This window comes from Propionicimonas sp. T2.31MG-18, from assembly GCF_964266745.1.
In the GTDB taxonomy this organism is placed as follows: domain Bacteria; phylum Actinomycetota; class Actinomycetes; order Propionibacteriales; family Propionibacteriaceae; genus Propionicimonas.
Genome location: NZ_CAXWGX010000003.1, coordinates 1 through 22,235, shown reverse-complemented (window position 1 = coordinate 22,235; position 22,235 = coordinate 1). Strand labels below are relative to the sequence as shown.

Annotated in this window: 24 protein-coding genes; 16 read left to right on the top strand and 8 right to left on the bottom strand. The window is 74.0% G+C overall.

Going from position 1 to position 22,235, the window contains the following annotated elements; translation table 11 throughout:
• Positions 1 to 3: 3 nt before the first annotated feature.
• Genes ACFQQJ_RS03545 through ACFQQJ_RS03485 form a run of 13 tightly spaced genes read left to right on the top strand, consistent with a single transcriptional unit; the run spans position 4 to position 11,914 of the window.
• On the top strand, positions 4 to 1,227 hold the full coding sequence (locus tag ACFQQJ_RS03545) for a phage tail sheath family protein (protein WP_377104175.1): 1,224 nt from the start codon (positions 4 to 6) through the stop codon (positions 1,225 to 1,227).
• Positions 1,224 to 1,736 carry a phage tail protein gene (locus ACFQQJ_RS03540; protein ID WP_377104173.1) on the top strand — a complete coding sequence of 171 codons (513 nt, stop codon included), beginning with the start codon at positions 1,224 to 1,226 and terminating at the stop codon, positions 1,734 to 1,736. Before ACFQQJ_RS03545 ends, ACFQQJ_RS03540 begins: the two co-directional genes overlap by 4 nt.
• Positions 1,711 to 2,742: a hypothetical protein gene (locus ACFQQJ_RS03535; RefSeq protein WP_377104171.1), complete on the top strand. Its 1,032-nt coding sequence runs from the start codon at positions 1,711 to 1,713 to the stop codon at positions 2,740 to 2,742. The genes ACFQQJ_RS03540 and ACFQQJ_RS03535 overlap by 26 nt, the downstream gene beginning before the upstream one ends.
• Position 2,743: 1 nt before the next feature.
• Positions 2,744 to 3,484, top strand: a complete 741-nt coding sequence (locus ACFQQJ_RS03530; RefSeq protein ID WP_377104169.1) for a hypothetical protein — start codon at positions 2,744 to 2,746, stop codon at positions 3,482 to 3,484.
• The gene (locus ACFQQJ_RS03525; protein WP_377104167.1) at positions 3,481 to 5,037 is read left to right on the top strand and encodes a phage baseplate assembly protein V; all 1,557 of its coding nucleotides are present in this window, start codon (positions 3,481 to 3,483) and stop codon (positions 5,035 to 5,037) included. Before ACFQQJ_RS03530 ends, ACFQQJ_RS03525 begins: the two co-directional genes overlap by 4 nt.
• Positions 5,034 to 5,366 carry a hypothetical protein gene (locus ACFQQJ_RS03520; protein ID WP_377104165.1) on the top strand — a complete coding sequence of 111 codons (333 nt, stop codon included), beginning with the start codon at positions 5,034 to 5,036 and terminating at the stop codon, positions 5,364 to 5,366. Before ACFQQJ_RS03525 ends, ACFQQJ_RS03520 begins: the two co-directional genes overlap by 4 nt.
• A complete protein-coding gene (locus ACFQQJ_RS03515; protein ID WP_377104163.1) occupies positions 5,363 to 5,791 on the top strand; it encodes a GPW/gp25 family protein in 429 nt (142 codons plus the stop codon). The genes ACFQQJ_RS03520 and ACFQQJ_RS03515 overlap by 4 nt, the downstream gene beginning before the upstream one ends.
• On the top strand, positions 5,788 to 8,364 hold the full coding sequence (locus tag ACFQQJ_RS03510; RefSeq protein ID WP_377104162.1) for a baseplate J/gp47 family protein: 2,577 nt from the start codon (positions 5,788 to 5,790) through the stop codon (positions 8,362 to 8,364). Before ACFQQJ_RS03515 ends, ACFQQJ_RS03510 begins: the two co-directional genes overlap by 4 nt.
• Entirely contained in the window at positions 8,357 to 9,043 is a 687-nt protein-coding gene (locus ACFQQJ_RS03505; protein ID WP_377104160.1) for a hypothetical protein, read from the top strand. Before ACFQQJ_RS03510 ends, ACFQQJ_RS03505 begins: the two co-directional genes overlap by 8 nt.
• A complete protein-coding gene (locus ACFQQJ_RS03500) occupies positions 9,040 to 9,852 on the top strand; it encodes an NEW3 domain-containing protein (protein ID WP_377104158.1) in 813 nt (270 codons plus the stop codon). Before ACFQQJ_RS03505 ends, ACFQQJ_RS03500 begins: the two co-directional genes overlap by 4 nt.
• A 3-nt stretch (positions 9,853 to 9,855) precedes the next feature.
• Positions 9,856 to 10,632: a hypothetical protein gene (locus ACFQQJ_RS03495; protein WP_377104156.1), complete on the top strand. Its 777-nt coding sequence runs from the start codon at positions 9,856 to 9,858 to the stop codon at positions 10,630 to 10,632.
• 53 nt (positions 10,633 to 10,685) lie between these two features.
• The gene (locus tag ACFQQJ_RS03490; protein WP_377104154.1) at positions 10,686 to 11,147 is read left to right on the top strand and encodes a hypothetical protein; all 462 of its coding nucleotides are present in this window, start codon (positions 10,686 to 10,688) and stop codon (positions 11,145 to 11,147) included.
• Positions 11,147 to 11,914: a hypothetical protein gene (locus ACFQQJ_RS03485; protein WP_377104152.1), complete on the top strand. Its 768-nt coding sequence runs from the start codon at positions 11,147 to 11,149 to the stop codon at positions 11,912 to 11,914. Before ACFQQJ_RS03490 ends, ACFQQJ_RS03485 begins: the two co-directional genes overlap by 1 nt.
• A 3-nt stretch (positions 11,915 to 11,917) precedes the next feature.
• Here ACFQQJ_RS03485 and ACFQQJ_RS03480 read toward each other — a convergent pair whose 3' ends face one another.
• The 3 genes from ACFQQJ_RS03480 to ACFQQJ_RS03470 form a co-directional block, all read right to left on the bottom strand.
• Positions 11,918 to 12,862, bottom strand: a complete 945-nt coding sequence (locus ACFQQJ_RS03480) for a M23 family metallopeptidase (protein WP_377104150.1) — start codon at positions 12,860 to 12,862, stop codon at positions 11,918 to 11,920.
• A gap of 151 nt (positions 12,863 to 13,013) precedes the next feature.
• On the bottom strand, positions 13,014 to 14,765 hold the full coding sequence (locus tag ACFQQJ_RS03475; protein WP_377104148.1) for a LamG domain-containing protein: 1,752 nt from the start codon (positions 14,763 to 14,765) through the stop codon (positions 13,014 to 13,016).
• A gap of 125 nt (positions 14,766 to 14,890) precedes the next feature.
• Positions 14,891 to 15,517 (bottom strand): LysE family transporter, encoded by a 627-nt coding sequence (locus tag ACFQQJ_RS03470; RefSeq protein WP_377104146.1) that lies wholly within the window; start codon positions 15,515 to 15,517, stop codon positions 14,891 to 14,893.
• A 69-nt stretch (positions 15,518 to 15,586) separates the two neighbouring features.
• Between ACFQQJ_RS03470 and ACFQQJ_RS03465 the strand changes: the two genes are divergently transcribed.
• Positions 15,587 to 16,015 (top strand): Lrp/AsnC family transcriptional regulator, encoded by a 429-nt coding sequence (locus ACFQQJ_RS03465; RefSeq protein ID WP_377104144.1) that lies wholly within the window; start codon positions 15,587 to 15,589, stop codon positions 16,013 to 16,015.
• Between the two features lie 50 nt (positions 16,016 to 16,065).
• Here ACFQQJ_RS03465 and purE read toward each other — a convergent pair whose 3' ends face one another.
• Complete coding sequence (purE, locus tag ACFQQJ_RS03460) at positions 16,066 to 16,557, bottom strand: 5-(carboxyamino)imidazole ribonucleotide mutase (RefSeq protein WP_377104142.1); 492 nt, start codon at positions 16,555 to 16,557, stop codon at positions 16,066 to 16,068.
• On the bottom strand, positions 16,550 to 17,758 hold the full coding sequence (locus tag ACFQQJ_RS03455; RefSeq protein WP_377104140.1) for a 5-(carboxyamino)imidazole ribonucleotide synthase: 1,209 nt from the start codon (positions 17,756 to 17,758) through the stop codon (positions 16,550 to 16,552). The genes purE and ACFQQJ_RS03455 overlap by 8 nt, the downstream gene beginning before the upstream one ends.
• Here ACFQQJ_RS03455 and ACFQQJ_RS03450 point away from each other — a divergent pair.
• Positions 17,757 to 18,473, top strand: coding sequence for a Type 1 glutamine amidotransferase-like domain-containing protein (locus ACFQQJ_RS03450; protein ID WP_377104138.1), 717 nt, complete (start codon positions 17,757 to 17,759; stop codon positions 18,471 to 18,473). The genes ACFQQJ_RS03455 and ACFQQJ_RS03450 overlap by 2 nt on opposite strands.
• Before the next feature lie 35 nt (positions 18,474 to 18,508).
• Here the strand turns inward: ACFQQJ_RS03450 and ACFQQJ_RS03445 are convergent, their stop codons facing one another.
• Positions 18,509 to 19,156, bottom strand: coding sequence for a cation transporter (locus tag ACFQQJ_RS03445; RefSeq protein WP_377104136.1), 648 nt, complete (start codon positions 19,154 to 19,156; stop codon positions 18,509 to 18,511).
• A gap of 176 nt (positions 19,157 to 19,332) precedes the next feature.
• Here ACFQQJ_RS03445 and ACFQQJ_RS03440 point away from each other — a divergent pair, with 176 nt between their 5' ends.
• The gene (locus ACFQQJ_RS03440; RefSeq protein WP_377104134.1) at positions 19,333 to 20,655 is read left to right on the top strand and encodes a hypothetical protein; all 1,323 of its coding nucleotides are present in this window, start codon (positions 19,333 to 19,335) and stop codon (positions 20,653 to 20,655) included.
• Positions 20,656 to 20,668: 13 nt separating this feature from the next.
• Here ACFQQJ_RS03440 and ACFQQJ_RS03435 read toward each other — a convergent pair whose 3' ends face one another.
• Together ACFQQJ_RS03435 and ACFQQJ_RS03430 are read right to left on the bottom strand one after the other, a co-directional pair.
• Positions 20,669 to 21,097, bottom strand: coding sequence for a GtrA family protein (locus tag ACFQQJ_RS03435; RefSeq protein ID WP_377104132.1), 429 nt, complete (start codon positions 21,095 to 21,097; stop codon positions 20,669 to 20,671).
• Positions 21,094 to 21,606 (bottom strand): PH domain-containing protein, encoded by a 513-nt coding sequence (locus ACFQQJ_RS03430; RefSeq protein ID WP_377104130.1) that lies wholly within the window; start codon positions 21,604 to 21,606, stop codon positions 21,094 to 21,096. The genes ACFQQJ_RS03435 and ACFQQJ_RS03430 overlap by 4 nt, the downstream gene beginning before the upstream one ends.
• Between the last annotated feature and the right edge of the window lie 629 nt (positions 21,607 to 22,235).

Below are 22,235 nucleotides of genomic sequence, written 5' to 3'. Positions count from 1 at the left end.
CCCATGCCGGACTACCGCGCGCCAGGGGTGTACGTCGAAGAGGTGCCGGGCGGTACCAGACCGTTCGGGAGAGTCGGGACCAGCAGCCTGGGGGTGGTCGGGGTCGCGCCCGGCAAGGACGCCCCCAAGGACGTCGTGGTGCCGATCGACAACTGGACCCAGTTCGTCAGGACGTTCGTCGGCGACGCCACGGAGGGCACACCGCTGAGCACGGCCGTGTACGGGTTCTTCTCCAACGGCGGCACCCGGGCCTACGTCGTCAACGTCGGGACGGGCGGCAGCCTCACGGGTACCGCCAAGCGCCCGACCGGGCTCACCCTGCTGGAGGCCGTGGACGACGTCGCGATCGTGGCCGCCCCCGGCTACACCGACCCGGCGTCCTACGACGCGCTGATCACCCACTGCGAGCACGAGCTCCGCCAGGACCGGGTGGCGATCCTCGACACCGTCGAGCAGGTGGACGACGTCAACCAGCTCACCGAGGTGGGGACGGTGACCGCCCCGGCGGCCTCGGGCGGCGGGGACGCTGCCTCCGCCGCGCCGGCCGGGCGCGGGCTGCGTCCGCCGATCTCGCCGGGCGGGTACGCGGCGGCCTACTTCCCGTGGCTGATCGTGAACGACCCGGTCTCGGGCAAGCAGGTCACCGCACCGCCGTCGGGGCACCTCGCCGGCGTGTGGGCCCGCACGGACGCCACCCGCGGCGTCCACAAGGCGCCGGCCAACACCCCGATCGCGGGGGCGCTGGGGATCGTCCGCCCGGTGTCGAAGGGCGAGCAGGAGGTGCTCAACCCCGCCGGCATCAACTGCATCCGGTTCTTCCCGGGCGAGGGCCTCCTGGTCTGGGGCGGTCGGACGCTCGCCGCCGAGTCGAGCGAGTTCCGCTACATCAACGTGCGGCGACTCACGAACATGATCAAGGAGACCGTGCTGAAGAGCACGCGCTGGGCCGTGTTCGAGCCCAACCACCACCCGCTGTGGGCGGCGCTGCGCAGGGACGTCACCGCGTTCCTCACCAACGTGTGGCGCGACGGGGCCCTGGTCGGGGAGACACCGCAGCAGGCGTTCTTCGTCAAGTGCGACGCGGAGACCAACCCGCCCGAGGTCCGTGACGCCGGCCGGGTGGTCACCCTCATCGGGATCGCGCCGGTGAAGCCGGCCGAGTTCGTGGTGTTCCAGTTGAGCCAGTCGGCCGACCTGGCCGCCGTCCAGTCGACGGGAGTGAGATGACCATCCAGCCCCAGCCCCAGCCGCAGGCCGCTCCGGGGGCACCGCAGGACCCGTACCGCGCCTACAACTTCAAGTTCGAGTTCCAGGGGACGGTGCAGGCCCACTTCGTGAAGATCGAGGGCCTCGGCGTGAAGCTCGAGCGCATCCTCTACCGGGCCGGCGGCGAGCACGCCCAGGTGCGGGCGATCCCCGGACGGGTGGAGTACCTGCCGGTCACGCTGAGGTACGGGCTGACCGACTCCACGGCGATGATCCGCTGGCTGTTCGAGGCCATCGAGGGCCGCGTGCGCCGAGAGAACGTCTCGATCGCGATGCTCGACGACTCCGGCTCGCGGGAGGTGCGGCGGCTGAACCTGATCGGCTCCTGGCCGTGCGCACTGTTCGCGCCCGACCTCGACGCCGGCGGCAACGAGATCGCCATCGAGTCCCTGACGCTCGCCTACGACCGGTTGGAGCTGGACGATGCCTCGGCAGCACCCACGAGTGCTCCGGCAACCCCCATGGCGTAGCCGGCTCGCCGGCTGGCTGAGGGGGTTCGCCGAGACGCTCGACCCCGCCCCCGAGGGCGTCGTCCTGGACGGCGCCCCCGACTTCTGGGCCGAGCGCGTCCGCGCAGCGGCACGTCGGGCGGGCCGTGAGGGGCGCACCTACCGGATGCGCCGCTGGCGGTTCGGGGACACCGAGCCGCCGTCCGGGTCCGCGGCTGCACCGCCGCGGGACACCGTCGCGCCGCCGGCCCCGGCACCCGGCCGTCCCATGAGGCCCGCGCCCGCCCGGCCGGCCGGAGACACTCGGGACACCCGGAGCGTCCCGGAGCCGCCCCGGCCCGCCGGCCCGCCGCGCGCACGGGGGCCACACCGGCACACCGACGACCCGGCCGCCCCGCTCCGTCCCGGCAGCGAGGAGGGCGCCGCACAGGCCGCCCGTGAGCCGGCCGCGCCGGTCGTGCGACCGCGTCGCGAGGAGGCCGGGGCGTGGGTGCGTCCGCGCGGCCTGCGCCGCCCCGACCCGCCCGCATCCCGGGCGGTACCAGTCGCGCAGCGTCCCTCGCAGGCGCCACCCGCTGCCCCGGAGCCGGGCGCGGGGTTCGCGCCCCTGGTCCGCCCGCGGGCCTCGGCTGCCCCGGCGGTCCGTCCGGACGCGCGACACACCGCCGGCCCGCAGGAGGTCGGTCACCGCCCCGGCGACGCCGCGCCACCACACGATCGCGGGACCGGCTCCGTCCCGCCGCAGGACCTGCCCGGCCCGCCAGAGCAGGCAGCCGGGCCCGTCCGGCCGAGGGCGTGGCCCTCGCCGGAGGTGGCGGAGCAGCCGGCATCGGACGCCACGCCCCTCCCCGTGCCGCCGCCGGTCCGACCCGGCCCGGGACAGTCCGTCCCCGACCTGCCGGGCGTCCTCCCCGAACACCTGTGGCCCCCGCTGCCCACGCGGCGCGCGCCCGCCCCGGCCGTCCCGGACCCCGTGCCGGCGCTGGAGCGCCGCGTCCGGCTGACCGCGGAACAGGCGGCGACCTGACATGGAGACGATCGCCTTCCTCGTCGAGGAGACCGGGGAGCAGATCTTCTGCCTCCTCAACCCCGAGACCGTGGTGATGACGCGCACCGCGGGCGTGGAGGCACGGCAGTCCTCCGGCGGGCGGCTCACCGGGTCGGGGCTGGCCGACGACCCGCTGCTGTTCACCGGCGGCGGGCGCACCGAGCTGAAGCTCGACCTGCTGTTCGACATCGACCTGCTGCCGGTCAACCTCGAGGCCTCCGACGTCCGCCAGCTCACGCGCAGGATCTGGGCGCTGGCCGAGAACTCCGCGGAGGTGCAGCGTCAGCGCCGGCCCCCGCTGGTGCGGGTGCTGTGGGGGCAGGCCTGGTCGATCCCCGGCATCATCACCGAGGTCGCCGAGCGGTTCGACCGGTTCGCCACGGACGGCTCGCCGCTGCGCTCCTGGCTCCGGCTGACCTTCGTGCGCGTCGGCACGGCCGCGGACGAGGAGGGCGGTGAGGCCTGGGAGCTCGCCCAGCGGCTGCCGGCCATCGACCTGTCCGCGCCCGCCGTCGCCGCCCTCGACGTGGTGGACGAGGGCAGCCCGTCCGTGGAGGAGGGGGAGGCCACCATCAGCCCGACCCGGCTCGGGCTGTTCTCGCTCGAGGCCTTCGGCAACCCCTTCCAGTGGAAGGAACTGCTGCTCTACAACGACATCGACGACCCCCTCGACTTCGTCGGGCCGCTCGCGGTGCCGCCCAGCGGGGAGGGTCCGCGATGAGGCAGGTGCAGGGGCTCCCGGAGCTGATCGTCACCCTCGGCGGCCAGCGCCTCGCAGCGGCCGACACCGCCCGGATCGTCCGGATCCTGGTGCACTCCGCGCTCGGGCAGCCGACCCAGTGCCAGGTGGCGTGGGCAGCGGAGGACGCGCTGGGAGTGTCCCCAGACACCGGGGACGCGCTGCGCATCGAGCTCGGCGGACGCCGGACGCCGCTGTTCAGCGGCGAGGTGACCGTCGTGGAGTACAGCTACCGCGCCGACACCGGCCGCCAGGTGCGGGTGCGCGCCTACGACGCCCTGCACCGGCTGCGGAAGAGGCAGTCGACGCGGCTGCTGGAGGACACCGACCTGCGCGCGCTCACCGAGGCGCTGGCCGCCGGCACCGGCCTGGCGGTGGAAGCGCCCGCCGACCCGCTCGGCCCGGTGTACCAGGTGGCCCGCTCCGACCTCGACCTGCTCGTCGAGGTCGCCGGGCGCCACGGGCGGCACCCGGTCGTGCGGGGCGGCACCCTGCACCTGGTGCCGACCGCGGGGGACGGGGAGCCGGCCACCGTCGCGTACGGCTCCACCCTCCACGCCGCGGAGATCGAGGTGTCGGCCGAACCGGCCTTCCGCGGCGCCGAGGCCACCTGGTGGGACCCGGTGAGCACGCAGGCCGACACCGGCCGCGCCTCGGCGTCCGGACCGGTCGCCCAGGTGCGCGCCGACCCGGGGCCGGGCCGCCTCGGCGGCGGCGGCGACCTGGTGCGCGCCGACGAGCTCCGCCAGGGGTCGCTCACCCAGCCGACCGCGCTGGCCGGCGCCGACCTCGACGTCCGCAGCCAGGGCGAGGTGACGGCCGTGCTGGTGGTGGACGGTGACCCCGCCCTCCAGGCCGGCGGACGCGTGCGGCTCCAGGGCGTGCGCTCCGCGGTCGAAGGCGTGTACCCCGTCACCGAGGCGACGCACGAGATCACCGTGACCGGCTACGAGACCACGCTGTCGTCCCGCCCGCCGGCCCCGCCACGGCCGCGGGCGCGCGACCAGGTGACGCTCGGCGTGGTGAGCGACGTGGACGACCCCGAGGACCGCGGGCGGGTCCGCGTCCGGCTGCCGGCCTACCCCGACCTGGAGACCGGCTGGGCCCCGGTGCTGCTCCCGGCGGCGGGCGCCGACAAGGGCGTCGTCGCGCTACCGGAGGTGGACGACCACGTCCTGGTGCTGCTGCCCGGCCACGACCCGGCGCACGCCATCGTGCTGGGCGGCCTGTACGGCCCCGACAGCCCGCCGCTGCCGCGCACGGAGCGTCCCAGGAACTCCGCCCAGGCGGCCCCCGCGCTGGCCGGCGGTGCGCCGGAGCGCGGGGCGACGGCGCTGGTGCGCACCCGGGACGGGCAGCAGGTGGTGCTCGACGGGACGAACCGGATCCTCTCCCTCACCGACGGCCACGGCTCCTCGGTCGAGCTGGGGCCGGCCCTGGTGCGTATCACCGCGGCCACCGACGTGCTCATCGAAGCACCCGGTCGTGCGCTGAGGGTGCGGGCCCGCACCGTCGACTTCGAGGAGGCGCCATGATGATGCTCGTCCTTCCCGGCGTGCTGCGCTGCGGCCACGACGGCAAGGTCGCCAACACCGCGAGCCAGGAGTGGGTGCGGATCGCTGCCGAGCCGGTGCTTGTCGCCACCGACCCGGAGGGCCGGGAGATCTCGATGTGCCCGAACATCAGCACCAACACCAAGCAGTGCAACCACACCCTCGCCGTCATCCGCGGCTACTCCGAGTTCGTCCGGATCGGCGGGGCGAAGGTGTGCCTGGACAGCATCGACGGGATGACGGACGGGGTCCCGCCGACGCACTACACCGTCCGTGAGCCCGGCCAGCGGTTCGTGGGGGCCGACCGATGAGCGCGCCCCGCTTCCGGGCCGTCGCGTTCGCGATCCCCGGGTTCGACGACGACGTGGCTCCCGGCATGCGGCTCGACCCGCGCGGGCGCCTGGCCACCGTCGACGACGCCGCATCCATCCGGCAGGCGCTCCTGCTGCTGCTCAGCACCCGTCCGGGCGAGCGGGTGAACCGGCCGGCGTACGGCTGCCACCTGTGGCGGCTCGCCTTCGAGGGGGCGGACGACACCACCGCCGGACTCGCCATCCACTACGTCACCCAGGCCGTCGAGACCTGGGAGAAGCGCGTGAAGATCCTCGAGGTGGTCGCGCAGGTGCCCGAGGACGACCCGTCCCTGCTGGAGGTTCGCATGACCTACCGGATCCAGTCCACGCTCGCCACCGACGCGGTGGCCGTCGCCGTGCCGACCCAGGGCGGACGGCGATGAGCGTCCCCGTCCCCAACCTCGACGACCGCAACTTCACCGACCTCGTCGCGGAGGCGGTGGACCGGATCCGCCAGCTCGACCCCGCCTGGACCGACCTCACCGTTCACGACCCGGGCGTCGTGCTGGTGGAGGCCTTCGCCCACCTCACCGACGTGCTGCTGTACCGGCTGAACCGCGTGCCCGACCGCCTGTACGCCACGTTCCTGAACCTGCTGGGCACCAGCCTCGGCCCGCCCGGGGCGGCCTCGACCGTGCTGGAGTTCACGCGCCCCAAGCCCGGGCGACCGATGCTGATCCCGCGCGGCACCCGCGTCACCTGCCCGCCGGGGGTGCCGGGGGCGCCGACGCCCGTCTTCGTCACGCTCGCCGACGCGAGCCTCACCGCCGACCAGACCACCGCGCAGGTGGAGGCCGCGGACGTGCTGCTGCACGACGACGTGGAGGTCGGCACGGGCAACGGCGGCCCCGGGCAGTCGTTCCTCCTGCCGTCCGCGCCGCTGGTCGCCGGGCCCGGGGTGCGCATCGGGATCCAGGTCGCCGACACCGCGGGGACGGCCTCCGGCGAGGCGGTCGTCGTCGGCGACCGCTCGTTCCGGATCTGTCGCGAGGTGGCCGTGTTCGCCGACGCCCGCCCGGGTGAGGCCGTGTACCGGCTGGACCGGACGTCAGGGACGCTGAGCTTCGCCTGGTACGACCCGTCGGAGGAGACGCCGCCGGTGGTCCCCGGCGCGGGGATGGCCGTGATCGCGTCCTACCGCACCGGTGGCGGGGAGCGCGGCAACGTGGGACCGGGGACGCTCACCGTGCTGCGGGACGCGCTGCCCGACGGCACCAAGGTGGCCAATCACGAGGCCGCCACCGGCGGGCGGGACGCGGAGGAACTGGGCAGTGCCCTGCGCCGCGGCCCGGCCGACTTCCAGGCGCGGGACCGCGCCGTCACCGCCCGCGACTACGAGGTGCTCGCCACCCGCAACGGCGGGGTGGAGCGGGCGCACGCCGTGACCCGGAGGGAGGCGTGGGCGTTCGCCGCGCCGGGCGAGGTCGAGGTGGTGCTCGTGCCGCACGTGCCCCACGCCCAGCGTCCCCAGGGACGGGTGACCCGGGAGGCCCTCGAGGCCAACGCGCGCGAGGAGGTGCGCCGCGAGGTGGCCGCCCACCTGGCCGAGCGGGCCACCATCGGAGCGGTGCCGATCGTCACCTGGGGCAGCTACAAGCAGGTCTCCGTGGACGCCCGCGTGGTCGTGCGTCCCGACGAGAACGCCGACGCGGTGCGCGAACGCATCCTCGCCCGCCTGGCCCGCACGATCACCCCCGTCCCCGAGCCGGGGGACGACACCGGGGCGGGCTTCGGACGCCCGCTGCGGGTGTCCAACCTCTACCGGTCGCTGGAACAGGCCGAGCCCGGCGTGCAGTACGTGGAGCGCGTCCGCCTGGAGCTCGCGGAGGTGCCCGACGCGGACGCCACCGACCTCGTCCGCGCCGACGGCCAGCCCGGCACGTGGTTCGTCGCCCAGGGCCCCCGGCTGTTCCGCACCACGAACTACGGCGAGGGCTGGGAGACGTGCGGGGTGTTCGGGGCGGAGACCGTCCGCTCTGTCGCCACCTGGCCGCAGGCGGTCGCCGGGCGCGGGGGCGGGCGCAACCTGCCCGGGCATGTCGCGATCGCCACCGACCACGGTGACGGCTGCCGGATCCGGGTGAGCACCGACCTAGGCACGAACTGGCTCACCGTCGCCGACCTCGGCTTCGGCATCAACGACATGCTCTGGCTCGACCGCGGCGGCACGCCGACGATCCTCGCCGCGGGCACGAAGGGCCTGTACGAGATCGCGATGGCGCCCGGGGCGGTGCCTGTACCGAACCTCGTCGACCCCACGCAGCCCGACCGGGGGTTCCACGCCGTCGCAGCGTTCACCGACGTCCGCGGACGCGTGGGCGTCGCGCTCGCAGCGGAGGCGGCCGGCGGGGTCTGGCTGTCGGCCAGCGCGGGCGCCCCGGACTCGTTCCGGCTGGTCCGCCCCGCCGGTGAGGAGATCCGCTCGCTGTCGGTGCAGTACGACGGCCCGCGGGTGTTCCTGTGGGCGCCGCGGGCGGCGCCGGAGGGGGACGGGACGGGGGCAGCCCGGTTGCCGATCGACGAGCTCGGCGCTGTCGACGTGCCCACGATGTCCGGGCAGTGGCAGGAGCTCTCCAAGGGCTGGACGGGCGGCAGTTGCTGGATGGTGCGCGTGATCGGCACGACGGCGTTCGCCGCCAGCCAGAGCAGCGGCATCCTCGCCCTGGAACTGGGGACGGCCGACCCCACCTGGGTGGCGCCCGACGTGAACTGCGGCCTGCCGCTGCGCGACCGGCGCCGGTTCACCGCGCTGTCCTCGGTGTCCGGCACCGTGCTCGACAACGGCGACCGGCTGGTGCTCGCGGCCGGCGCCGCGGGCGTCCACCGCTCGGTGGACGGTGGCGAACGCTGGCGTCCCTGCGCCGCGCGCGTGGTGGACGACGTCGTCACCCTGCCGCCGTCGTGGCTGTTCTGCTCGGGCGAGCACCGCGTCGAGGTGGTGCGCGCCCATGGCTAGGACGTCGCTGCGCGACACGCTGCCCCAGGTGATCGTGGCCGGCGCCGGCGCCGGTCCCCTGCCGGCGCTCCTGGCTGCGGGCGACGGCATGCACCAGCCGGTGGGTGCCGTGCTGGACCACCTGGAGGGGTGGTTCGACCCGATGCGCGCGCCCGACGCGATGGTCTGCTACCTCGCCTCCTGGGTCGACCTCGACTGGCTGACCCTGCCGGAGTCGCCGACCCGCGCGCGCAGCACGCTGCCCGGCGGAGCGGCCCCGCTGCGCGACCTGCTGTGCGCGTCCGCCGACCTCGCCGCGCGCCGCGGGACGGTCGGCGGCATCGTGCGCTTCCTCGAGGTCGCCACCCGGCGGACGGGGTTCGCCGTGGAGGACGCCGGCGGCTTCCACCTGCGCGTCCGGCTGCCCGAGGGCGGCGAGGACCTGGCCGACACCGTGGCGCGGATCGTCGCCGCGACCAAGCCCGCGCACGTCACCGCGGAGGTGCTGGCCGCGGGCGCGCCGGCCACCGACATCAGCGAGGTCGCGCTGGCGCCGAGCCCGACGGCGTCCGCGCCGGTCGGGGCGACCGCGGTCCGCGCGCCCGCCGGCCCGGATCCCGGCCCGCCCGCGCCCCCTGCGACCCCACCCGCTCCACCATCCGTCCCGCCCACCCCCGCCGCAGCCGAAGGGCAACCATGAGCGTCCTCACCCTCACCCTCACCGCCACCGACGTCCGCGCCACCCGGGCGATGGCGAGCACCCTCACCGCCTCGGTCACCAACTCCGCGGCGGTGCCCGCGCGGGTCGTCCTCGGCGCCTATCCCCCGCTCGCCGGCACGGTGGCCACCGGGCCGGCCTCGACGGGCGCCGCCGGGTGGACGAGCGTCGAGCGCCCGCTGCGCGAACTGGCCGGCGGGGCCACCGAGCAGTACACGGTGACGATCACCCCGCCCGCCGACGCCGCCGCCGGCGACCACGTGGTGCGACTGATCGCGTACGACGCCGACCGGCCGCCCGAGGAGTACAGCGACCAGGCCCAGCAGGTGCGGGTCGTGCTGGCCCCGGCACCGGCGCCCGCCACGGGCATCCCGTGGTGGGTGTACGCGGTGGCCGCGGTCCTGGTGGTGGCGGTCGGCGTGGTGGCATTCCTGCTGCTGCGCCCCGCCCCCGTCCCCCCTCCGGAGCCGACGCCGTCGCCCACCCCGTCCAACCCCTGCCCCGAGCCGTTCGTCCCCCGGCTGGCCCGTCCCGGCGACCTGACCTGCGTGATGCCGGCCAGCGCGAAGGAGGCCCAGTGGGACAACCGGTCGGACGTGCAGCGCAACCGGGTGATCCCCGGCACGACGGAGTGCCAGATCCCCTACGTGCCGCGCCTGGCCTTCCCCGACGACCTCGTCTGCGTGTGGGAGGACACCGCCAACCGCACCCACGTCGAGAACCAGCCCGGCTACACCGAGCACATGTTCAACGACTCCGAGTACCCCGACACCTTCACCGAGAGGCGATGACCGATGAGCGCCATCACCCTGGCCCTGACCAGCACGACGCTGACCGCGGGCAGCGGCCCGCTCACCGTGACCGCCGCGGTGACGAACTCCGCGACGGTCCCCGCGCGGATCGTGCTCGGTGCCTTCGCCCCGGCCTCCGGGCCCGACGCGAAGGCGTGGGCGCAGATCGCCGAGCCCCTGCGGGTGATCGCCCCGGGCACCACCGAGCAGTACACGGTGACCCTCACCCCACCCCCGGGGACGGCGGCCGGCCAGTACACGGTGCGGTTCATCGCCTACGACGCCGACCGGCCGCCGGAGGAGTACAGCGACCAGGCGCAGCACCTCGAGGTGGTCGTGCCGGCCGCACCGGCCGCGGCCGCGCCGTCGGGACTGCCCTGGTGGGTGTGGGTGGCCGCGGCTGCGCTGGTCGTCGTGGTCGGCGTCGTGGCGTGGTTCCTGCTGCGGCCGGGCCCGACGCCCGCCGAGCCCTCCCCTTCGCCCACGCCGACCGCGTCCCCGACCCCCACGAACCCGTGCCCGGCACCCTACGTGCCGCGGCTGGCCCGGCCGGGCGACAACACCTGCGTCACCGTGCTCAGCGCGGCCGAGGCGAAAGCCGACAACGACCCGGGGCTCCAGAAGGCGCGCAAGGACCCGACCGGCCCGTACGGCCCGGAGACGTGCGTGCAGGGCTACGTGTGGCGCGAGGCGTTCGACGGGGACACCACCTGCGTGCCCGGCTCCACGCGCACCCGCAGCTACTGGGAGAACCAGGGCCATCCGGAGGGGACGCCCTAGGCCCCACCCCTATCTCCCCCCGCTGCGCTCCCGACCCGTGACAGGACCGACCGATGGCTGACCGCAAGCCCCTGGTGGTCCTCGGCGCGCTCGTGGTGGCCGCCATGCTCCTGTACCTGCTCGGCGTCCTCGGGCCCGGCGGTGGATCCGGCGGGTCGTGGCCGGACTGGGCCTCCCCGGACCGGGCCGCCGGCGACCCGCTCACCGCCGCGGACCTCGACGGCGGCCCGGGCTGCGACGTGGAGGGCACGACGATCGCCTTCACCGGCACCTGCGCCGTGGCCGTGCGCGAGGTCACCGGCGGCTTCGGCTGGGAGCGCGCGACCCGCCGCGCCATCCTCACCACCGGGTCGCAACCGGTCGGCCTCACGGTCACCCTCGCCGGGCGGACCCTGAGCCACGAGCTCGACCCCGGCGAGGACGTCCGCCTCACCTACACCCGGGAGGGCGGCACCTTCGTCCTGCAGTGCGGCTCCGCCACGGGCTGCGCCGTCGTCCTGCGCAAGGACACCTGATGCCCGTCCTGGGCGAGGTGCGCCGCCCGCTCTTCTTCCTGGCAGCGTTCGCCCTGCTCCTTGCGGTGCTGGTCGAGACCGGCTCGTCGCTGGCACTGGGGGGCGGCAGCGCCGGACCGGTCGCGTCGCTGGCCGGCGGCATCCCCGGCGTCGAGCCCGACATGGTGAACGGGGTGGACGCGGACAGCCCGCCCGGCAACGGCATCGGGTACCTGGCGCTGGTCGACGGCTACCTGCTGTTCTCCGTGGTCATGCTCGCGCTCAGCTTCCTGCTCAGCCAGCGCGCCTACGGGCGGGTCCAGGGCATCGTGACGCTGGTCGTGTCCTTCTGCTGGATCATCCTCAGCTTCGTGATGGCCCTCGGCGCGTTCGTGCTGCTGATGGTGATGTTCGGCCTGTTCGTCTCCGTGCCCTTCGGCACCATCGCCTACCTGGCGATCTGGGGGTTCTTCCCCGTCGGGGAGTCCGCGGCCGTCCTCGGCCTGCTGCTGCTGCTGAAGATCGTGTTCCTCGTGCTGCTGGTGGCCGCGCAGCAGAAGTTCCTCAAGGCCGTCGCGCTGATGATCCACGTCGCCACGTCCTTCGTGCTCCAGCTCGTGCTCGGCATCGTCCACGGCTGGCTGCCCGGCGTGGTGGTGAGCCTGGGCGACCAGCTGCTGGCGCTGGTGTTCGCCATCGTCAGCCTGCTCGGGGCGGTCTGGGCGTTCGTGTGGTCGATCCCGGCCGTGGTCAACGCGATCCGGGTGTCGTTCTCCCGGGAGCAGTGAGCCTCAGCGGTTCCCCGAGGTGTAGAACCGGAACCCCCGTGGGATCCCCGCGTGCCGGGTGACGTCGGCGAACCGCACCGGCACCGTGCTGCCGCCCGAACGCACCTGGAAGTGGATGTGCCCGGTGAGGCTGTTGCCCACGCTGCCCACGGACGCCAGCCGGTCGCCCTGGGCGACCGTCGCCCCGACCGCCACCTGTGCGCTGCCCTTCTGCACGTGCAGGTAGGACGCGACCGATCCGTCGGCGTGCTCCACCTCCACCTCGTTGTTGGGCCCGCCGATGCCGTCGTTGGCGTCGATGACCGAGACCACCCGTCCCCCCAGCGCGGCGAGGACCGGCGTGCCACAGGGCCGGCGGAAGTCCCAGGCGAACGCCTGGGTGAAGTGGGCGGTGTTGTGGTTCAGCGCGCTGCCGTTGCCCTGGATGACCCAGGTCCGCTCTCCCCCGGGGAACGGGAGCAGGACGGTGGGGGCCGCGGCGTACGCGGCCTCGTCCACGCTGCCGCGCAGCAGGAGGTAGGGGATCAGCCAGGCCAGGCCCCACAGCGGAGGGACCGCGACGGCGAGCACCTTCGCCAGCAGGGACGCGTCCTCCCAGTCGAGGGCCACCACGACCACGCCGGCGACCAGGGTCGTCAGCCCGAGCGCGTGCAGGGCGCGGGGGACGACGACCGGGCCGCACTTCACGAAGGCGAGGAAGGCCAGGCCGAGGCCGGTCACCGGCGCCGCCACCATGACGTAGGCCACCATGCTCCGGATCGCGTCGTCCGCGTCGTCGCCGGAGAACAGCTGGAGCAGGTTGACCACCGCCCACACCGCGACCACCACCCAGGCGGCGAGGGTGAGGAAGCCGGCCAGCATCATCGGCCACGCCCCCCGCAGGCCGATGCCGGCCACCACGAGGAAGCCGACGGCGAGGCCGAGCAGGATCAGGTTCGCGGCGATCATCACACCACCTCGTCCGGCCGGGGGCGCCCGCCCGGGCGCCTGCCCACGGCCAGTCAAGCGACGCGCGCCGACGACCGGCAAGGCGAAGAATTGCGCGAGCCGGACCGGCGCCCGCCTCGCGTGGACGGGGCCCGCCGGCGTCGCACCCGCCCTAGGACGCGGCCCGGTATTGTGCCGCGATCACCTCCGGGGCGAGGACGGACTCGTAGTAGGCGAACTCGTCCAGTGCTCCCGCGACCCAGCCGCTGGTCGGCTGGAGCGGCCACGCGTCCAGGTTGCCGCCCCCGAGGCGCCAGTAGCCCGAGCCCGCCTGGGCCTTCGTCGCCGTCCCGGTGGCGACCTGTTCCCCGTCCACGTAGAGCCGGGTGCCGGTGGGGCCCTGGGTCACCGTCGCGCGGTGCCAGGCGCCGTCGTTGTAGGACGCGGGGCTGACCACCTTCTGCATCACGGTGCTGTAGGTGCCGAAGACCAGGCGTCCGTCGTCGGTGAGGTACAGCGAGCGGTCCGCGCGGGCCCCCTTGCCGGTCGTGGTGCTCTCGAAGCCGAGGAGCTTGCCACCCCGCGTGGTGGCGGTGCGGAACCAGACCTGGACGGTGAAGCTCTTCGCCGGCGTCGTCCTGGCGGACGCGTACACCCCTGAGGACGCGTCTCCGGTGGTCTCGATCGCGCGGCTGCCCGGGATGGCGCCCTCCACGTACCGGGTGACCCCCCGCAGCGTGCCCGCGCGCTTCCTGCCGCTGCTGTCGACGGCGGTCGAGCCGGTGTCGTCGAGCCGCCAGTAGGTCTTCGGCTTCGCCTTCTTCACCGCTGCGGCGTAGGCGGTGTTCGGCACGGCCGCCACGGCGGGAGCCGGCGGCACCTGGTAGTTCAGCGGCAGAGCGACCAGCTTGTCGAGCGGGAAGGCCACCTCACCGCGCCCACGGTCGCCGTGCATCTCCAGGAAGGGCCACCGTCCCCGGAACACCTCGTCGTAGCGGTTGGCGGCGAGCGCGATCGGGTTCTCGGCGGAGAAGACGACGGAGCCGGCCGTGTCGACGACGATGATCCCGTACTCCTGCGCGGCCCGGGCGATGGTGCGGGCGGCCGGGGAGAGCTTCATCCTCGACAGGTCGAGGGAGGCGGGCAGCCGCAGCATCTGGCCGATCGCCAGCTGGGTGCCGGAGGCCCACCCGTCCGTGCGGTTGGCGGGCCAGGAGACCGTCCCCTTCTTCGTGCGCGGGAGGGCGAGGCTGATCACGTGGTCGATGTGGCCGTCCAGCAGTTCCTGCTGCCGGATCGTGGTGCCCCACAGCGACAGCCCGCTGGCGGAGGCGCCGTAGCCGTGCGGGAAGGTGCCGCGCGCCGAGGCGGCGTCGGTGATCCGTCCGCCCCAGCACGCCTGCCAGGCCCCGTCGACCTTGCGCGCCTTCCACAGCTCGACGACGTCCTGGGTGTCGGCGTTGTAGATCGACACCGAGCCGTCGGAGGACGGGTCGGGCTGGAGGTCGTCGGGAATGTGGACGCCACGGAGCATGCGGTTCAGCTCCGCGTCCCAGCCGGGCCACTTGCCCTGGCAGTTCCACCCGGTGACGTCGTAGGCGGGGTCGCTGTCGTACGCCACGTAGAGCGCCGGGGTGAAGCGGTTGGTGTTGACGCCGACGTTGGCCATGGACTTCGTGCCGTAGAACTCGTGGGCCTGCTTGTTGAGGCTCGCGACGAGCTTGGCCGAGTTCGACGCTGCCGGAGTCTTGGCCGGCAGCTTCTGGTACAGCGGCGAGGTCGGGGAGAAGATCCTCGGGGTGCTGGGACGGGAGTCCGTCCCGGACAGGCTGGTGGCCGAAGCGTTCACGCCGACGGCGGGCACGAGAAGGAGGGGCAGGATGCCGGCGGCGAGAAGCCGGCACCGGAGCATGCGGGGGGTCATGAGTTCCGATCCAGGTGTGTTCGCGACCCCCCTCGCCGTGGCTCCACGGCAGATCGCTCGGCATTAATGCTACTCACAGACGTGGCGATGGCAAGGCGGTTCGCCGGATATGCGCAGCAGGACTCCTAGAACAGCGTTCGGGCGAGCATCGCCAGGCCCAGCCCAGCGACGATCAGGTTGCCCACCACGGCCGTGGCCCTGCGAGCGCGCGGGGTGGCGCGGTGGCCGACCGCGCCGGCAATTGCGACCAGGCTCAGCTGCCAGGCCAGCGACGCCGCGCCGACGCCGGCCACGAAGGCGATCGCTGCCGGCACGCTGTGCAGTACGTCGCCGAGCCCGACGGTGATCGCGGCGAAGTAGACCAGCGTCGCCGGGTTGATCGCGGTGAGACCAAGGAAGAGCGCGAACCGGTGCCGACCGCGTCCGGCGACGGCGGTGGCCTCCTGCCCATCGACCGGGCGCGCCAGCGCCCGCCGGAGCCCCAGTGCGGCGATGGCCACCAGGGCCACCCCGCCGGCGACGGCTGGCCACGCGCCCCAGGCGACGATGACCGGCGCCGCCACCGCGCCGAGGACGACCGCGGCCGTGCAGTACAGGGTGTCCACGACGCCCACGGCCAGGGCCCCGGGGGCCGCTCCGCGGAACCCGCGGGCGATGCCCTCACCGATCAGCAGCACGCTGATCGCCCCCAGCGGCATGGCGATGCCGATGCCGGCGAGCAGCCCGCTGGCCAGGGCAGGGAGGACGTCCACGGCAGGCACCCTGCCATGCGCCGGGCCGCAGCGCTGCCAATCTCGCTTCCGGACGGATAGATTGGCGGTGTGGACGCCCTCGACGAGCAGATCGTGAACATCCTGTCCCGCGACGGCCGCGCATCCTTCAGTGAGCTGGGACGCCGGGTCGGGCTGAGCACCAACGCCGCGGCCGCCCGCGTCCGCAAGCTGGAGTCGGCGGGGGTGATCCTGGGCTACCGCGCGGTGCTCGCCGCGGAGGCGCCGTCCGGGGACACCGGGATCGAGACGTTCATCGACGTCCGCCTGCGCCCCGAGCAGGACTCCGAGGCGTTCCTGGGCTGGGTGAGCAGGGAGCCGGCGGTGCGGGACGCCGTCCACGTGACCGGACCGTACGACTACCTGCTGCGCGTGGTGGTGCGGGACACGACAGAACTCGACCGGTTCCTGCGCCGCCTGAAGGCCGGCGGCGGCGTGAGCCAGAGCCAGACCCGGCTGGCACTGCGCTCCCCACGCTGAACACCTGCCCGGTCGGCGCACAGGCTCGCCCGTCGCGCGGGCGCCGCGGCTCAGCCGCGGACGGCGGCGCCCTTGGCCAGCGCCGAGCGGCGCAACTCCTCCTGGAAGGCGACCATCTTGTCTGCGAGCACCGGGTCGGAGGCGGCCAGGATCCGCACGGCCAGCAGGCCGGCATTGCGGGCGTTGCCGATCGCCACCGTCGCCACCGGCACACCCGCGGGCATCTGCACGATCGACAGCAGTGAGTCCATCCCGTCGAGGTACTTCAGGGGTACCGGGACGCCGACCACCGGGAGCGGGGTGAGGGCGGCCAGCATGCCGGGCAGGTGGGCGGCACCGCCGGCGCCGGCGATGATCACCTTCAGCCCCCGGGTGTGGGCGGCACGGCCGTAGGCCACCATGTCCTCGGGCATGCGGTGGGCGGAGACCACGTCCGCCTCGTAGGGCACGCCGAACTCGGCGCAGGCGTCGGCGGCCGCGGACATCACCGGCCAGTCCGAGTCCGACCCCATCACGATGCCGACCAGCGGCTGCTCACTCATCGGTGTCTCCCCTCAGGCGCCGGGCCGCGCGCCACGCCCGTCCCATCGTCGCATCGAGGTCGTCTCCGACGGCGGTGACGTGGCCGACCTTGCGCCCGGGCACCACGTCCTTGCCGTAGAGCTGCACCTTCAGGCCCGGGTCGGCGGCCATCACCTCGGAGAGGCCGGCGAGCAGGTCGGTACGGCTCCCGCCGAGCACGTTGACCATGACCGTGACCGGGGCGACGGGCGCCGTGGAACCCAGCGGGAGATCGGCGACCGCGCGCAGGTGGTTCTCGAACTGGCTGGTGACCGCGCCGTCGATGCTCCAGTGCCCCGTGTTGTGCGGCCGCATCGCCAGCTCGTTGACCACCACCGTGCCGTCGGCCGCCTCCATCAGTTCGACCGCGAGCACACCGACGACGCCCAGCTCCTCCGCGATCCGAAGGCCCATCGCCTGGAGGTCGCGCACCTGGTCGGGACGCAGCCCCGGCGCGGGGGTGACGGTCGCGACGCAGATGCCGTCGCGCTGCGCGGTCTCGCTCACCGGGTAGGCGACGGCCTGGCCGCCGGGGCGCCGGACCACGAGGACGCTGAGCTCGCGGGTGAAGTCGATGAACTCCTCGGCGATGATGACGGCGTCGGCGCGGAGCCCCTCGAAGGGGACGCCAGCCTGCTCGGGTCCGTCCAGCTTCCACACGCCCTTGCCGTCGTAGCCACCACGGGAGGTCTTGGCGATCACCGGCCAGCCGAGCTCCTCGGCGACGGCGGCGAGGTCGTCCGGGCCGGCGACCACGCGGTTGCGCGGGCACGGGACGCCGAGGGCGGCGAGGCGCGCGCGCATCACCGCCTTGTCCTGGGCGTGGACGAGGGCCTCGGGGCCGGGCCGGACGGCGATGCCGGCGTCGACGAGGTCGTGCAGGATCGCGGTCGGTACGTGCTCGTGGTCGAAGGTCACCACGTCGCAGCCGGCCGCGAACCCCGCGACGGTGCCGGGGTCGGTGTAGTCGCCGACCGCCACGTCGTGCACGACCTGGGCCGCGGAGACGTCCGGGCCCTCGGCCAGCAGCCGCAGCCGCAGCCCGAGCCCGATGGACGCGGCGTGCATCATGCGGGCCAGCTGGCCGCCGCCGATGACGCCGATGGTCGCTGCGGGAGTCCTCACCCGCGTGAGGATAACCGCCCGCCGCGCCGGCCCGGGGTTCTGCCAAGATGGGGACATGACTGCGCACATCGTCGCGATGGGTGGCGGCGGCTTCTCGATGTCACCCTTCGGAGCCCCCACCAACCTCGACCGCTACCTGGTCGAGCTCACCGGGAAGCCGTCCCCGCTGGTGTGCTTCGCGCCCACCGCGTCGGCCGACGACCCGCAGTACATCAACAAGTTCCTGCTCGCCTACGGAACCCTCGGCGTGCGCACGATGGTGCTGACGCTGTGGGAGGGCGGGTCGGCCGGGTCGGTGGCCCGCCTCGCCGATGCGGACCTGCTGCTGGTCGGCGGCGGGCACACGGTGAACCTGATGGCGCTGTGGCAGGCGCACGGGGTGGACGCGGCGATCCGGTCGCGGTACGCGGCCGGCGACGTGGTGCTGGCCGGCGTCTCGGCCGGCGGATCGGCCTGGTACACCGGCTGCATCACCGACTCCTTCGGCGACTTCCGTCCCTGGCGGGGCGGGCTGGGCCTGGTGCCCGGCAGCTTCTGCCCGCACTTCGACGGCGAGGCCGAGCGTGCGCCGTCCTACACCGACGCGGTCGCCACCGGTGACCTGCCCGGCGGGTACGGCGCCGACGACGGCGCCGGCGTCCACTACGTCGACGGGGTGCCGACGAACTTCGTCGCCGAGGCGACCGGCCAGCGCGTCTACCGCGTGATGCCGTCCGACCTGCCGACCGCGAGCGGCGTCCTCGTGGAACCGCAGCAGATGACGGTGCTCTGAGCGCCGTCCCCTGACCCGGCCCGCGGGCGCCGCCGTCAGTCGAGCGGCTCCCCGGCGAGGGCCTTCGCGGCGAGGCGCTCCTCCTCGCTCGCCTCCCAGACCTCGGCGGCGGCGCGCAGGGCGAGCGCGATGATGAAGCAGCCCAGGACCAGGTCGGGCCAGCCAGAGCCGGTCCAGGCGGTCACGATGCCCATCGCGATGATGGCCAGATTCACCAGCACGTCGTTGCGGGCCGAAAGGAACGCCGCCCTGCTGAGCGACCCGCCGTGGTGGCGCACCCGGTTCAGCAGCCACGCGCTGAACCCGTTCACCACGATCGCGCCGATCGAGGCGAGCACCAACGGAACCACCCGTGGCGGGACCGGGGCCGAGAACCGCTCGATCGCCTCCCAGCCCGCGAGCGCCGCTGGACCCAGGAGAACGGCCGCCATCAGCTTGCCCACCACCGCCCGCCGGACCAGCGGCCAGCCCAGGGCGATGAAGATCAGCAGGTTGACCGCGGCGTCCTCGAGGAAGTCCACGCTGTCGGCGAGCAGCGCCACCGACCCGGCACCGAGCGCGACGACGAACTCGACGAAGAAGTAGGCGAGGTTCAGCCCGGCCACGACGAGGACGACCCGTCGCAGGCGCGCGGCACCGCTCCCGTCCGCGGGCGAGGGCACACCGGACACCGACTCAGCCACGGCCGACACCCTAACCCTCCGACCGCGGCGGTCGTGCGGACGGCTGGCTGGCCGGCCCGTGCCGGCGGCGCGGGACCGTCCCTGCGGCGCAATTCTCCGACTGGGCGGGCCTGTCGCGACCGCGCCATGGTGTGTCCACGCCGGCACACCGTCGACCGGCCGGAAGCGAGCCTGCCATGGGAACCGCGACAGTCATCCTCCACAACTTCACGGTGTCGGCGCTGGAGTTGACCGAAGCGCACCGGAACTGGGGGAACTGGGGACGGCAGCCGCCGGGGCGGCTCACTCCCGGCGAGCAGGGCTCCTTCGAGGGGGTCACCGACTGGGCAGGCACCAGCGGGACGGTCCGCTACCGCACGACGACGAGCACCGACCCGTCGCAGGGCGTCGTGCGGGAGGCCAGGGAGCTCGTGGTCCAGTGGAGTTGTCCCGTTGTCGGCGAGGACGAGTGCGACGCCTTCTTCAGCGCGCTGCACGGCGGCGGCGAGGACGACTGCCCGTTCGCGGCGGATATCCGGAAGATCGATGATGCCCGCTGGGTCGTGAATGTCGTGGACAACCCGGCGTACAGCGCGGCCACCCTGACCCCCGGCGGAAGCTTCTCCGGCTACCACGGCCCGGGTTGTGCCAGCTGGGGGCCCGACCGGCTCGATCTGGTCTCGACGACCGGGAGCCCCGACCTCCTCCACCGCTGGTACCGGGACGGCGTGGGCTGGTCGGGCTGGGAGACGATCTCGATGCCGCCCACGCGCCGGCAGGCCGCCCACCTGGTCCCGCGCTGGCACGCCGTTGCGTGGGGAGCGGACCGGCTGGACGCCTTCGGCGTCGCCGGCGGCCACCTCGAGCACGTCTGGTACGACGGAGGCGGGCCGGGCTGGGGACGGTGGGACGACCTGGGCGGCGAGGACCTCGCCGGCCCGCTCGCGGTTGCGTCCAGCCGGACCGGCGACATCGACGTCCTCGCCGTGACCGACGCCGGTTCGATCGTGCACCTGGCACATGCCCGCGGCGCCTGGTCGCAGTGGACGCACCTGGACGTGCTCGGCACGGCGGCCAACCCGCTCATGATCGCGGCCGCCTCACCGGGGCCGGGCATCGTCGACCTGTTCACCGTGCGGTCCGACTCGGCCGTCTGGCGAGCCCGACGCACCGACGCCGGATGGTCGGGCTGGTCCCCGGTGGGCATCGCCCCCTCGCCTCTGCTGGAACTCGACTCGGGAAGCCTGTCCGCGGTGTTCGACGGAAGCCGCTTCCACCTGTTCGCCCAGGCCGTCGGCGCGAACCTCGTGCAGGCTGAAGAGCAGGAGTTCGCCGTCGCCGGCAAGGAGCCCGGGTGGAACGACTGGAGCTACCTGGCCGCCGGCGTGGACGCCGTCTCGAGCGCCTGTCGGCGCGGCACGACCCTGCACGTCCTGGCCCGCACGGACAGGCACCTGGTCAACCTCTTCCTGCCGGCGCAGGACGCGAACGGACAGCTCGGCCGGGAGCTCCTCGACTAGCGACGGGCGCCGTTCAGCGGAAGATCAGGTGGCGCTGCACCACGAAGTTCACCGTGGTGGCCACGCCCTGGGCGATCACGAAGCCGACCACCTGCGCGACGGTCTGGCTCGCCGAAGCGGCGAGGATCCAGGGGTAGAGCACGGCGAACAGTCCCACCTGGAGCACGAACGTGAGCCCGTACAGCAGCATGACGGCGGCGAACTTGCGCTTCGAGCCGTCTGAGCGGAACGTCCAGCGGCGGTTGATCAGGTAGGCGGTGGTGGTGCCCGCGACGAACGACAGGGCCTTGGCCGGGGTGTGCTCGAGTCCGGCGAGGTTCATCAGCACGACCAGCAGTCCCAGGTCGACGACGGCCGACAGCCCACCGGTCAGGACGAACCGCACCAGCTGGGTGCGCAGCGCGAGCCGCTCCGGCACGCCGCCGGCGTCCTGCGCGCTCAAGCGGTGGCCTCGGGGCCGGACGCCTTGCCGTCCTTGCCGAACAGCAGTTCGGTCATCATCACGTGCACGCGCTCCACGTCCGGGATGTCCTCCAGCGTCACCGGCTGGTCGGCGGCCGTCGTGAGGATGAGCGTCCCGCAGCCGAGCATGCGGTCGATGACCCCCCGCTCGTAGGCCACGTTGACGATCCGGGTGAGCGGCAGGTCGTGCCCGGTCTGGGTGATGATGCCGCGGCGGGTGATGATCCGGCGGTCGGTGAACGTGTAGGTGGACGAGATCCAGCGCAGGAAGGGCGCCACCACCCACGTGCCGAGCGCGATCAGCATGAGCACGGTGACGATCCAGTTCGTGACCGGCTGCCAGGAGGCCGGCGGCAGCGCGTAGCCGAGCCCGCTGGCCACCGCGATGAGCAGCAGCGAGACGACCGGCATGATGAGCGCCTTGCCGTGGGTGCGCAGGTGCAGCACCTCGACCTCGCCGGCACCCAGAAGTTGCGGATCCAGACCCATGGCATCCATGGTCCCACACCACCGGTGGCGTCGACGGGACGTCCCCGCTTCGCCGCTCGTGGTCCCCCCGCTCGCCCCGTCCCCCGCCGAGTCCCGCCCCGTCCCCCGCGTTTGCTGCCGATCGCAACTCCCGCTACCGGAATTCCGGTAGCAGGCGTTGCACTCGGCAGCGGGATCCACGGGAACGGGCGGACGCGCCACGATCCGGTGCCGGAGGACGGGGCGGACCGCGGCGCCGACGAGCGGGCGAACCCGGCGCCGGACGAACGGTCACCCGAGCGCCCGGCGGACGGCGACGGGCCCGTCGGGACGCCGCCCGGCGCTGACGTGACGCGCGGCCGGCCACCCACGGGACCCCGTCCCCGCGTTCGCTGCCGATCGCAACCCGCGCTACCGGAATTCCGGTAGCGGGCGTTGCACTCGGGGGCAGGAACCACAGGTACTGGCGGCGGCGTCCGTCAGGCCGGAGGAACGGGACGGACGACCCGCCGGCGGGGGAGAGGGCCGCCAGCGGCACCCCCAACCCGCGTTCGCTGCCGATCGCAACTCTCGCTACCGGAATTCCGGTAGCGAGAGTTGCGATCGGGGGCAGGAACGGAAGGGAGGGGCGGAGCGGGGCGGCGGGAGGG